This window comes from Pseudomonas sp. MHK4, from assembly GCF_054600775.1.
This window is the reverse complement of record NZ_BAAIAK010000020.1, coordinates 1-12,714: the sequence shown is the minus strand read 5'-3', so window position 1 is coordinate 12,714 and position 12,714 is coordinate 1. Positions and strand designations below refer to the sequence as shown.

Annotated in this window: 11 protein-coding genes; 2 read left to right on the top strand and 9 right to left on the bottom strand. The window is 61.7% G+C overall.

From position 1 onward, the window contains the following. Positions 1-9 precede the first annotated feature (9 nt). On the bottom strand, positions 10-1,350 hold the full coding sequence (locus ACYP2Q_RS29600; protein WP_459733716.1) for a GntT/GntP/DsdX family permease: 1,341 nt from the start codon (positions 1,348-1,350) through the stop codon (positions 10-12). 230 nt (positions 1,351-1,580) lie between these two features. On the opposite strand from ACYP2Q_RS29600, the gene ACYP2Q_RS29595 reads away from it, so the two are divergent. Further along, positions 1,581-2,498: a LysR family transcriptional regulator gene (locus ACYP2Q_RS29595; protein WP_459733715.1), complete on the top strand. Its 918-nt coding sequence runs from the start codon at positions 1,581-1,583 to the stop codon at positions 2,496-2,498. A gap of 14 nt (positions 2,499-2,512) precedes the next feature. Here the strand turns inward: ACYP2Q_RS29595 and ACYP2Q_RS29590 are convergent, their stop codons facing one another. The 7 genes from ACYP2Q_RS29590 to ACYP2Q_RS29560 all read right to left on the bottom strand — a co-directional run bounded on the left by ACYP2Q_RS29590 (position 2,513) and on the right by ACYP2Q_RS29560 (position 9,403). Further along, positions 2,513-3,823 carry an OprD family porin gene (locus ACYP2Q_RS29590; protein WP_459733714.1) on the bottom strand — a complete coding sequence of 437 codons (1,311 nt, stop codon included), beginning with the start codon at positions 3,821-3,823 and terminating at the stop codon, positions 2,513-2,515. A 47-nt stretch (positions 3,824-3,870) separates the two neighbouring features. Beyond that, entirely contained in the window at positions 3,871-4,491 is a 621-nt protein-coding gene (locus ACYP2Q_RS29585; protein ID WP_459733713.1) for an RraA family protein, read from the bottom strand. Next, positions 4,484-4,876 carry a RidA family protein gene (locus ACYP2Q_RS29580; protein WP_459733712.1) on the bottom strand — a complete coding sequence of 131 codons (393 nt, stop codon included), beginning with the start codon at positions 4,874-4,876 and terminating at the stop codon, positions 4,484-4,486. Before ACYP2Q_RS29580 ends, ACYP2Q_RS29585 begins: the two co-directional genes overlap by 8 nt. A 19-nt stretch (positions 4,877-4,895) precedes the next feature. Next, positions 4,896-6,275, bottom strand: coding sequence for an MFS transporter (locus ACYP2Q_RS29575; RefSeq protein WP_459733710.1), 1,380 nt, complete (start codon positions 6,273-6,275; stop codon positions 4,896-4,898). A gap of 148 nt (positions 6,276-6,423) precedes the next feature. After that, positions 6,424-7,353 carry a 2-hydroxyacid dehydrogenase gene (locus ACYP2Q_RS29570; protein ID WP_459733709.1) on the bottom strand — a complete coding sequence of 310 codons (930 nt, stop codon included), beginning with the start codon at positions 7,351-7,353 and terminating at the stop codon, positions 6,424-6,426. Beyond that, entirely contained in the window at positions 7,350-8,105 is a 756-nt protein-coding gene (locus ACYP2Q_RS29565) for a class II aldolase/adducin family protein (protein WP_459733708.1), read from the bottom strand. Before ACYP2Q_RS29565 ends, ACYP2Q_RS29570 begins: the two co-directional genes overlap by 4 nt. Continuing rightward, complete coding sequence (locus tag ACYP2Q_RS29560; RefSeq protein WP_459733707.1) at positions 8,102-9,403, bottom strand: MFS transporter; 1,302 nt, start codon at positions 9,401-9,403, stop codon at positions 8,102-8,104. Before ACYP2Q_RS29560 ends, ACYP2Q_RS29565 begins: the two co-directional genes overlap by 4 nt. A 155-nt stretch (positions 9,404-9,558) precedes the next feature. Between ACYP2Q_RS29560 and ACYP2Q_RS29555 the strand changes: the two genes are divergently transcribed. Next, entirely contained in the window at positions 9,559-10,518 is a 960-nt protein-coding gene (locus tag ACYP2Q_RS29555; protein ID WP_459733706.1) for a LysR family transcriptional regulator, read from the top strand. Positions 10,519-10,530: 12 nt separating this feature from the next. Here the strand turns inward: ACYP2Q_RS29555 and mrdA are convergent, their stop codons facing one another. Beyond that, positions 10,531-12,423 (bottom strand): penicillin-binding protein 2, encoded by a 1,893-nt coding sequence (gene mrdA, locus ACYP2Q_RS29550; protein ID WP_459733704.1) that lies wholly within the window; start codon positions 12,421-12,423, stop codon positions 10,531-10,533. Between the last annotated feature and the right edge of the window lie 291 nt (positions 12,424-12,714).

Here is a 12,714-nt window from a genome sequence, read left to right as displayed (position 1 = left end):
GCTGAAATATCAAACAAACTGCGCCAGCAACAGGGTCAGTCCCAGCGCGATCAATGAAGCCAGTACGGTGGCCGAGGTGAACTTCTTCAGCGCATCGGCGAGCGAAACTCCCAGGTACTCCTTGACCACCCAGAAGGCCGAGTCCGTGACGTGGGTCCAGCCAATGGCGCCTGCACCGATGGCAATGCAGATGATTTCCTTGCTCACGGTGGGATGGGCGCCGAGCATCGGCAGCACCATGCCCGCGGCGCTGATCATGGCCACCGTCGCCGAACCGACGGCGAAGTGCATCAAGCCTGCGACCAGCCACGCAAGGACGATGGGATTCATGTTCAATTGGGTCAAGGATGCGGACAGCGCGTCACCCACGCCGCTGTCGACCAGGATGCCGTTGAAGGCACCGCCGGCACCGATGATCAGCAAAATGCTGGCCAGCGGCGGGAAGCTTTTCTGCGTGTGCGCGAGCAAGTCAGGCATGCTCAAGCCGCGGCGCAAACCCAGTGCCCAGTAGGCGAACAGCACGGCAATCGACAGTGCGATCAGCGGCGTGCCGAGGAACGACACGATGCTCGACAGCCCGGAGTCATGGGGCAGTCCGGCGGCAAGACTTTTCCCGACCATCAGCACCAGTGGCAAAAGAATGGTCAGCAGCGTCACGCCAAGGCCCGGCAAGTCGCGGGTCGTGCTGTCGACGCAGTGTTCGTCGAGGAACGCTTCCTGGGTGTCGGGCGCTTCACTCTTGCACACCAGCTTGATCCACAGCGGACCGGCAATGATGGCGGTCGGCAGCGCGACCATCAGGCCATAGAGGATGACCTTGCCAACATCGGCGCCGAGCATCCCGGTGATTGCCATGGCGGCAGGGTGCGGTGGCAGCATGCAATGCACGGCCATCAGCGACACGGCCAGGGGCACGCCCAGGTACAGGAGATTGATCCGGGTCTCCTTGGCGACCACATAGATCAGCGGAATCAGCAGGACGAAGCCCACCTCGAAAAACACCGGTATGCCCGCGATGAACCCTACGAGCATCATCGCCCAGGAGGCGCGCTCTTTACCCAGGGCGCGCAATAGCGTCTGGGCGATGCGCTCGGCGCCGCCAGACTCTTCCAGCATCTTGCCGAGTATGCCGCCCAGGCCAATGATGGTGGCCAGGAACCCGAGCGTTCCACCGACCCCTTTTTCATAGGAGGCGGCCATCTGGGCCAGGGGCATGCCGGAACCGATGCCCACCACGAAGCTGGCGGCGGTCAAGGCCAGGAACGCGTGGACACGAACTTTGACGATCAGGAAAACAATCAGAATGATGGCGCAAAACAGCACCAGCAATAGGGTGGGACCACTGTGCATACACTCTCCGGAAAAGCGCTTTTATTGTTGAAATCAGTGATCGGGATCACTCAGCTTTCCGGCATTAGAGAGCGCGACACAGGGGCCTGACAAAGGATGGTTTTTCAACGGATGGATGACGTGGGGTCATCTGTGCGGGAGCATTCCTGCGCGGCCAGGCGAACGATGTTAGGATCTGGACCATTGCGGGCCGACCTGCCCTTTCATGTTTCCACTTGCCGTGAACACCTATGGACCGCCTGCTCAATGACCGCCTGGACTGGAACCTGCTGCGCACCTTTCGGGTGATCGGCCAGGAGCTGAGCATCAGCCGCGCGGCCGCCCGCCTGCACCTGACGCAACCGGCGGTGAGCCAGGCGCTCAAGCGCCTGGAAGAACAACTGGGGCGGCAACTGATCGCCCGGCGCGGGCCACGGTTTGCCCTGACCGAAGTCGGCGAGCAGATCTTCGAGCTGGCCGGGGAAATCTACGGGCAGATGTCCCAGGTCAGCAGCGTGCTGGAACAACCGGCCGACGAAGTCATCGGCAAGGTGCGCCTGCTGATCATCAGCCGGATCTTCTCCGAGCGCTTCGATGACTTCCTCGCCGACTTTCATCGCCAGCACCCGCGGGTGGATCTGGAGGTCGAGGTGATGCGCAGTTCCGACATCGTCAGCGCCCTCCAGGAAAAAACCGCCACCCTCGGGCTGAGCCTCAATCGACGCCCGCAACCGCGCCTGGAACAGCGATTATTTTTACGTCAGCGCTATGCGTTTTTTTGCGGTAAGCACCATGGGCTGTTCGGTCGACAGGACGTCGCCGAAGGGGATTTGCAACGGGAGAATTTCGTCAGTTTCACCAGCGACCAGATCGGCGGCATGCTCTCGCCGCTCACGATCTTTCGCGACCAGCAGGGCTTCAGCGGACGCATCGTCGCCTCGTCGCCGAGCCTGGAGGAAGTGCGGCGCCTGGTGATCGCCGGCTTCGGTATCGGTTGCCTGCCCGAGCACGTGGTGGCGGCCGACGTCGACGCCGGATTGCTCTGGCGCCTGCCGCCCCACGAAGGGATTGCCGATGTGGACATTCATTTGCTGTGGAACCGCGAACAGCGCATGAGCCGTGCCGAGGCGATCTTTCTTGAATGCCTGCAGCAACGCTTGACCGACTGAACCGCCAGGCCCGATCAGAACAACGGCAGGCTGTAGCTGACCACCAGGCGGTTCTGGTCCGCATCGCGCGACGCTTCGCTGCGTGACATGCCGTTGCGCCAACCCAGTGCGACGTTTTTCAACGGCCCGCTCTGGATCACGTAGTCGATGCTCAGGTCACGCTCCCATTCCTCTTGCTCAGGTCCGGCCACCGTTTTAATCCCGCTGCCCGAGAGGTACATCGCCGAAGCCTTGAGCCCCGGCACACCAAGGGCGACGAAATCGTAGCTGTACTGGGCGAAACCGGTCCGTTCACCGGCGCGGGTGAAGTTCTGGATGTAGCGGTCGGTCAGCAGGTAAACGCTGGCGCCGCCCGCGCCTTTGTCCGGCAGGCCGCCCTGGTTGAGCTGCACGAATCCACTGTCACTGGACACTTGCTGATAACCGGCCATCAGTGCGTGAGCGCCGATGCTCCAGGTGAAGGCCAGGCTCCAGGTGTTGTTGTCGATCTTGCCGCTGCCGTTGTGGGTATAGCCGCTGGTGCGGTAGCCGTCGGCGCGACCGCTGGCCGAGTCGTTGGCACCGTCGGCCGAGGTATCGAAGTAACGCAGATCGGTCTTCAATGCGCCGAAACCACCCAGTTTCAGGTTATGCACCAGGCCGACAAAGTGCTGCCGGTAATAGTCTTCGAGACTGGCATAGTAATACTGCGCCAGCAGCGCGTCGCTGACCTTGTAGTCGCCCCCGGCGAAATTGAAATCGTTGCTTTCCCGGGTGCCGCCCGCCACGGCCAGGCCGGTGCTGTCGCTGGAACCACGGCCGGTGGCCTGTTCGAGATGGCCAGCGGTCAGGGTCAGGTCCTTGATGTCGTTGGAGACGACCTGCCCGCCTTCGAACGTCTGCGGCAGCAATCGGCCGTCGTTGGCCTGCAGGATCGGCAGCTTGGGCATCAGGGTGCCGTATTGCACCTGCGTCCCGGCAAAGCGCATCTTCGCCGTCGCAGCGAAACGCGACCATTGCCCGGCGGCACCGTCGCCATGGTCGGGGATCATCGAACTGCCGACATGACGACCGTCGCCACTGTCCAGGCGAATGCCCTGCAACCCCAGCGCATCGACACCAAAACCGAGGCGGCCGTCGGTGAATCCGGACTGGTAATTGAGCATGAAGCCCTGGGCCCACTCTTCGGTTTTGGAGGGGGCCGCGGTGCCGTCGCGATTATCGTTGTTGAAGTAGAAGTTGCGCATGCCGAGGGTGGCTTTACTGTCCTGGATAAAGTCCGCCATGCTCAACGGACTGACCAGCGCACTGCCGAGCGCAATCAGCGCCAACGGTTGTTTATTCATGGATTGGAAGTTCCCGGGCAGCCCGTTGATAAACGGGCTGCCGACGATTAAGAGAGTTGGGTACGCAAGACGCTGGACACCGGTTCACCCGCCAGCAAGCGTGCCAGCAGCTGCGGTTCCGCTCGGTCGGACGCCAGGGCGCGCTCGATGACCTCCTGGGCGCTGGCTTGGTCGAGAAACAGCACGCCATTGTCGTCCGCCAGCACCAGATCCCCCGGCCGCACCGTCACGCCCGCGCACTGGATGGGCTGGTTGATCTGGCTGTCGCCCCGGCCATGCAGCTTGGTGGTCAGCAGGCTCGTGCCACGGGCGAACACCGGCAGCCCGGCCTCACGCAACTCCAGCAGGTCGGTTACCGCACCGTCCACGACAATGCCCACCGCTCCGGCGCAGCGTGCCGCGCAACTGGTGACCGCGCCAACCGGCGCATGCCGATGATCGCCTGCGGTGTCGATCACCAGTACATCGCCGGGTTTTATGAGCGCCAACGCCTGGTTGACCGCAATCGCATCGGCCCCCACCAGTTTCAGGGTCAGTGCACGTCCCACCACTTTCACGTTGGGCACCATGGCCCTTAGTTGCATGTCGGCAAAACCTTCTTCAAGAAAGTGCCCGAGGGTCGGAAAACTCACCGCATTGAGCTGCTCGATCAGTTTCGATTCATCCATGGTGCGCCTCCTTGCCGATCAGTTCGGCGACACAGTCGATCTCCAGCGACACACCCCACAGCGCCACGCACACCGTGGTGCGGGCCGGTGGCGCATGGCCGAGAAACTCGCGGTATACCGCATTGAACGGCTCCAGTTGCGCGGGATCGGTCAGGTAGGCGTTGACCTTGATCACGTGACTGAAGTCGGAGCCGGCCTCCAGCAGGATCGCTTCGAGGTTGCGCAAGGTTTGCCGCACCTGATCGGCAAAGTCCGCCGGCTGGTCGTCGAGACCGCTCTGGGCCGGAATCTGTCCGGCGGTGAACACCAGGTGGCCGCTGACCACCGCCTGGGAGTAAGGGCCGACCGGGCCGATGTAGCCCGGGGCCGATTGAATTCTGCGCATGCTGTTTTTGCTCCTGGGGTCAGGCCGCAGCCGATTTGAAGGGTTTGCCGAGGGGCGGGGCGTCGGTCGTTGCCGCCTCCGGAACCTCGCTGATGTTTTGCTTGAAGGTCTCGGTCAGCAGCAACAACGCCACCAGGGAGATCAATGCCGCGCCGATCATGTACCAGGCCACCGAGGAGCCCCTGCCGGTCGCCGCCAGCAAGGCGGTGGTGACGATGGGGGTCGCCGCGCTGCCCAGCAGGCCCGACAACATGTAGCTGATGGACAACCCGGAATAACGCACCCGGGTGCCGAACAGTTCGGCGAGGAAGGTCGCGATCGGCCCGTAGTTGGCGGCGAACGCCGTCATCAGCAACAGGTAGGCGAAGACCACCATCGACAACTCTTTGGTGTCCATCAACCAGAACATCGGGAACGCCACCAGCGCTTCGGCAATGATGCCGCCGACGATGATCGGCTTGCGTCCGAACCGGTCCGAGAGCGCGCCGAACACCGGCAACATGACGATGCACCAGGCGCAGGACAGCAACACCACGCCGAGCATCACGCTGCGGCTGAACCCCAGGTTCTGCGTGCCATAGGTCAGGCCGAAGGCGACGATGATGTTGAACGAGGCCCCGGTGGACATGGTGGCAATACCGCCCAGCAGCACTTGCTTCCAGTACTTGCGGAACACTTCCGCCAGCGGCATTTTCACCTGCACTTCGGCCTCCTTGACCTTGTTGAAGGCCGGGGTTTCAGCGATGTTCAGGCGGATGTACAAACCCACGGCGATCAGTAGCACGCTGGCCAGGAACGGAATGCGCCAGCCCCAGGCCAACAGGTCTTCAGGGGACAGCCAGGCGGCGATCAGCAGGAAGGCCAGGTTGGCGATCATGGTGCCGGCCGGTACGCCGATCTGCACCCAGGAACCGTACAGGCCACGCTTGTTGGCTGGCGCATGTTCCACCGCCATCAATACCGCCCCGCCCCACTCACCACCCAGCGCCAGGCCTTGCACGACCCGAAGCAACAGCAACAGGATCGGGGCCCAGATGCCGATGCTCGCGTAGTTCGGCAGCAGGCCGATGGCAAAGGTGGCCGCGCCCATGGTCAACAGCGAAATCAACAGCATTGACTTGCGCCCCAGGCGATCGCCGAAATGCCCGAATAACGCTGCGCCGACAATCCGCGCCAGGTAGGCCGAAGCGAAGGTGCCGAACGCGAGCAGCGTACCGATCAGCGGCACGAAATCCGGAAAGAACACTTTGTTGAACACCAGCGCGGAAGCCGTGGCGAACACAAACAGGTCGTACCATTCCACGGTGGTGCCGATGACACTGGCCACCGCGACTTTTTTCATGCTGATTGCAACTTCTGGTGGTGCACCGGACTTTTCTGCGGACGATAGATCGCTCATCACTGTCTCCAGGAATTCATCGAGAACTCGTTTATTTAATTGTTTTGACTGGCAGTAAATCGGTTGAGGCGAAGTTTGTTGTTATGGCTCGCCCAACTAAAATGGGCGAGATTGCAGGGCATTTGTTATTCGTTATAAAGCGGTTAATTCAATATCCCAATAATCGATCGGCGCAGTTCAATAATTGCTCGCCGCTATTCAATCGTCGGAAGTTCTCCGCTACTTGCTCGGCAATACAATCATGGGAAGCCGCCGACGCCATGTGCGGGGTGATGGTGACACCGGGCATGGTCCAGAGCTTGTGATCGATCGGCAGCGGTTCCTGCTCGAACACATCCAGCAAGGCACCGCGCAGTTGCCCCCTCTTCAGGGCTTGTTCAAGGTCATCGATGTTCAGATGCCCGCCTCGCCCGCAGTTGACCAGTGCCGCGCCGTTGGCCAGCCGGTCGAACGTGGCCTGGCCGAGGATGCCGCGGGTTTCTCCAGTCAACGGCAACAGGTTGATCAGCAACTCGACGCCGTCGAGAAACGCGTCCAGTGCATCCGCCCCGGCGAACGTGCGCACGCCCGGCAGGTCCTTGCTGCGCCGCGCCCAGCCACGGACGTCGTAACCGGCGGCGACCAGATCCAGGGCAATCGCGCTGCCCAGCGAGCCGAGCCCCATCACCCCGACCTTGAACTGCCCCGCCGCCCGTTGCAGTGGTCGTTCCCAGTGCTGCTCGCGCTGCTGCGCCAACACCCGGTCGAAGCCCCGGTGATAGTGAATCACTGCCCAACGCACATACTCGGTCATGCCTTGGCGATGTCCGGGATCGACCACTCGGCATACCGGCAAGTCCGGGCACGAGGGGTCATGCTCGAGATGATCGATCCCGGCGGCCACCGAGTGAATCACCTGCAGGTTGGGCAACGCGCCGAGGCTGTCCGGCAACGGAAACCAGCATGCCGCCATCTGCGCGTTGGCGGCCCGCGGGTCATCGGCCAACACGGCCGTGAGTTGCGGTGCGCTGCGGGCAAACGCGACCTGCAATTGCTTGAGCAGCAAGGTATCTCGGGACAGCAAGACCACGGTATTCATGACAAATAGGACTCACGCTGGGATTCGATCAGGGTCAGGGCGGCCTCCCAGGCCAGGTCGATGATGTTGTCCTGCTCATCACGGTCAAACTGTTCGGCGGTGTGCGCACAGACCTCGGGGGACGGATAGTGCAATGCCGCCCCCCCGGCCAGTGCCTGGACCTGCGCCTGACAGGCACGCTCCAGGAAATGAATCTCCTGGAACGCCTGGGCCACCCCCGAGCCCCCCACCAGCAAGCCATGGTTGCGCAGAATCATCGCCCGGTGCGGACCGAGGTCGGCGATCAAGCGTTCGCGCTCGTCCAGCGACAGCGCGATGCCTTCATAGGTGTGATACGCCAGCTTGCCGTAGAACTTCAGCGCATGCTGGCTGATCGGCAGCAAGCCTTGCTTCTGGGCGGCGACGGCCATGCCGGCCGCCGTGTGGGTGTGGATCACACAGTTGAGGTCCGGGCGCGCCATGTGGATCGCCGAATGAATCACGAAGCCTGCGGCGTTGACCCGCTGCCCTTCATAAGCCGGGTCGACCACGCGGCCTTCCTGGTCGATGCGCACCAGGTCGGAGGCGCGCATGCGGTCGAAGATCACGCCGTAGCGGTTGATCAGGAAGTGATGCTCGGGGCCCGGAATCCTCAGGGTGATGTGGGTATCGATCAAGTCGGTCATGCGAAAGTGCGCGACCAGCCGATACAGTGCCGCCAGCTCGCAGCGGGCTTGCCATTCAACCGGGTCGATGTGTGCAGGTTTACTCACGGATACACCTCTTTGCCAACGTGGGGAACGACCGGGTTGGCGCGCAGGCGGGCCAGGCCGCAAACACCGATCAGGGACAGGGCCGACAGCAAGGTGAAAAACACCGCCAGCGGCAGCCATTGTCCGGAAAACTTGCTGGCCAGCAGCGTGCCGATCAGCGGCGTACTGCCACCGGCCAGGGCGCAGGCCAACTGGTATGCGATAGAAATGCCCGAATACCGTAGGTGCACCGGGAAGGCCTGGGTCATGTAGCCGGCGATCACCGCGTACAGCGCCGAGAGGATCACCACGGCCAGGGCGATGCCGACGGTCATCAGCACGATGTTTTGCGTACCGACCAACATGAACATCGGGTACGGCGTGACCATGCACAGCAAAGCGACCAGCTTGAGAAAGCGGCCTTCGCCAATGCGCTCGGCCAACAGTGCGGAGAGCGGCTGCGAGAGCAACTGAATGATGGTCACCAGGAACAGGCAGTCGAGAATCGTCGAGCGGGCGATGCCCTGGTATTGGGTGACGTAGGTGATCATGAAGGTGTTGGTGAAGAAGAACCCGGCCGAGCCGATGGTCACGGCAGCGGCGGCGAACAGGATCTGCCGCCAGCAGGTGCGGATCACCTCCATCACCGGGTATTTGGCGGTCTCGTTGTTGTCCTGGACCTTGGCGAACTCCGGCGACTCGTGGACCCCGGAACGGATCAACAGCCCGACCATCATCAACACGCCACTGGCGAGGAACGGCAGGCGCCAGCCCCAGGCGAGGAAGTCCTCCGGTTCAAGGGACGTCACCAGGCGGAAGGCAATCAGCGCCAGCAACAAACCGGCCGGGCTGCCGAGTTGGGCGAACGAGGCGTAGAAGGTCTTGCGCTTGGCCGGTGCGTGCTCGCTGGCCATCAACACCGCCCCGCCCCACTCTCCACCCACCGAAATGCCCTGGATCACGCGTAGCACGATCAGGCCGATGGGCGCCCAGATGCCGACGCTGGCATAACTGGGCAACAGGCCGATACCCGCCGTGGCGATGCCCATCAGGGCCATGGTCACCAGCAGCATTTTCTTGCGTCCGAGACGATCGCCCAGATGACCGAAGACCATGCCGGCCATCGGCCGGGCAATGAAGCCGACCGCGAAACTGCCGAACGCCGCCAGGGTACTCATCACCGGGTCGCTGCTGGGGAAGAACACTTGCCCGAGCACCAATGCCGCCGCGGTGGCATAGATGTAGAAGTCGTAGAACTCGATGGTCGTGCCAATGAAGGCGGCGGCCGCCGCTCGGCGCGGTTGCGCGGTAGTGTGCATGCAAGGACCCTGTGTACTTATAGTTTTTGGGCAGGTGTTAAGGCGGGTGACGGTTGCACTCTGTGGTGCTTGTGACCTTTATCGCTTTCGTGCCAGGATTAGTCAATTTTCATATTCTTATCTTTACTATTAGCAGCGCTACTACATGAGGTTTTATGTCCTCCACCACCAATCCCTGGGTCGGCCGGCGTTTTCTCAACGACCGCCTGGACTGGAACCTGCTGCGCACCTACCTGGTCATTGGCCAGGAAGGCAGCATGAGCCGCGCCGCAGCACGCTTGCACATCACCCAGTCGGCCGTCAGCCAGGCGCTCAAACGCCTGGAGGAGCAACTCGAATGTGTGCTGATTGCCCGCAGCGGGCGACGCTTTGACCTGACTGAAACCGGGGAAGAAGTGCTGCGCATTGCCGCGGATATCTATGGCGATATTTCACGCCTGGGCACGGTGGTGGAGAGTCGTCACGACGATGTGGTGGGCAAGATTCGCATCCTCACGGTCAGCGGGGTGCAAGCACGGCATTACGACGAGTTTCTCGCCGACTTCCATGAAATTCATCCGAAAATCGAGTTGGAAGTCGAGGTGATGGGCAGCTCGAATATCATCAGTTCGCTGCTGCAAAAGACCGCGACCATAGGCGTCGGCCTGTGCCGTTTGCCGCAGCCGCGGCTGGAACAACGGGTGCTGTTTCGCGAGACCTACGCCTACTTTTGCGGTCAGCGCCATCGGCTGTTCGGGCAAGCGAACCTGACCCTGGAACAGCTCGCCGCGGAGAACTTCGTCAGCTTCACCAGCGATCAGTTGGGGGGCAACCTTTCGCCCCTGACGCTGTTCCGCGACCAGCAAGGCTTCACCGGAAAAATTGTCGCGTCATCCACCAGTTTCGAGGAAATTCACCGCCTGATCTGCGCAGGTTATGGCATTGGCGCCCTGCCCACGCACCTGGTGCGGCGCGATGTCGAACAGGGTTTGCTGTGGCGTTTGCCGCCTGAAGAAGGCGTGGTGGATTTCGACATCCAGCTGTTGTGGAATCGAGAACAGAAGATGAGCCAGGCCGAGACGGTGTTTCTGGAGAGCTTCCAGCACATGCTCAGCATCCGTGAGCCTGTGCTGTGAAGCTTCGGTGGTTCAGACGTGAGGATCGCCCGATGCCTTGCTCGGCACGGCGTATTGCGGCTTGAGATGGCCGTCCTGATCGAGTAGCCAGGCGTCCATGATCTGCCGCACCACGGGACCGGCGACACGACCACCGGCCTCGCCGTTTTCGATCATCACCGAAATCACGATCCGTGGATGTTCGGCCGGGGCAAAACCGACGAACAAGGCATTGTCGCGGTTACGCTCGCGGGTTTTCTCGCGGTTGTAACGCTCGCCTTGCTTGATCGCCACCACTTGCGCGGTGCCGCTCTTGCCGGCGATCCGGTACTGCGCTCCCGCCGCTGCCGCCCGGGCAATCCCGCGGGCATCGTGCATCACCATCTGCATGCCGTGGTTAACCTGCTCCCAGTCGCGCGGGTCCTTGAGCAGAATGTTCGGCATCGGATGCTCATCCACCGGCGCCACACCGTCCACGGTCTTGGCCAGGTGCGGGCGGTTCCACACGCCTTTGTTGGCGATCAGCGCCGTGGCCTGGGCCAGCTGCAGCGGCGTGACCTGCATGTAGCCCTGGCCGATGCCGAGGATCACGGTTTCCCCGGGGAACCATGGCTGACGCCGCGTGGCGCGCTTCCAGGCCTGGGATGGCATCAAGCCGGGAGACTCTTCGAACATGTCCAGCGAGACCTTTTCCCCGAGGCCGAACATGGCCATGTAGTCATGCAGCCGATCGATGCCCAGCTTGTGCGCGAGGTCGTAGAAGTAGGTGTCGTTGGAGCGCATGATCGCTGCGTCCATGTCCACCCAACCGTCGCCGCTGTGGTTCCAGTTGCGGTACTTGTGGTCGAAGTCCGGGAGTTGGTAATAGCCCGGATCGAAGACCCGGGTCTGCGGCGTGACGATGCCGGCATCGAGCCCGGCAATCGCGACTTCCGGCTTGATGGTCGAGCCCGGCGCGTAGAGCCCGCGCAGCACTCGGTTGAACAGCGGCCGGTCGATGGAGTCGCGCAGCGTCGAGTATTCCTTGGAGCTGATACCGGTGACGAACAGGTTCGGATCGAAACTCGGGTTGCTGACCATCGCCAGCACTTCACCGGTGGACGGATCAAGCGCGACCACGGAGCCACGACGATCACCCAAGGCATGCTCGGCGGCCTCCTGCAGCTTGACGTCCAGGCTCAGGACGATGCTTTCACCGGGCACCGGATCGGTGTGCTTGAGCACGCGCAACACGCGACCCTGGGCATTGGTTTCGACTTCCTCGTAACCGACATGGCCGTGCAGTTGCGACTCGTAGAATTTTTCGACCCCGGTCTTGCCAATGGATTGGGTACCTCGATACTCGACCGTATCCAGGACCTTGGACTCTTTCTCATTGATCCGGCCGACGTAGCCGACCGAATGCGCGAAATGCTCGCCCAACGGATAGTGGCGCACGAACTGCGGCTCGACCTCAAGGCCCGGCAAGCGGAATTCGTTGACCGCCAGGACCGCGATCTGCTCTTCGGTCAGTTCATAGAACAAGGTCACCGGCACGAACGGATGCCGTGCCTGTTTCATCGCCTTGTCGAACTGCGTGCGGTCTTCGGCAGGCAGGTGCAGCAGGCTGATCACCTCGTCCAGCTCCTGATTGACGTCGGAGGCGCGTTCGCGAGTGATGGTCAGGTTGTAGCTGGGCCGGTTGTCCGCGAGGACCACGCCATTGCGATCATAGATCAAGCCTCGGGTAGGCGTGATTGGCAGCACGTGGACACGGTTGTTTTCGGAAATCGTCGAGTGATAGTCGAATTCCACCACCTGCAGCACGTACAGGCGCACCACCAGTGCACAGGTGATGGCGACGACGAACAAGGCGCAGGCCATCAGTCTCTTGTTGACCAGGCGTGTCTCTTTTTCGTGGTCTTTGATCGGAATCGGTTGGGGCATTTCTGTAGCAACTCTTTGAAAGAAAACGCCGATCCCTGGGCTTGAAACAGTCCGTTAAAAAAACGAGCTGCACCATAACAAAAACCGCCCGGTCACTTTCGTGTCATTTTCTTTATGTTGGCCCCAGGACGCTCCACCGGTGCAATCCGGTGAAAGACTTTCCTGCGGACAAAAACAAAACCCCTACCTGCATGCGCAGATAGGGGTTTTGGAATTTAATCTTGACGATGACCTACTCTCACATGGGGAAACCCCACACTACCATCGGCGATGCATCGTTTCACTTCTGAG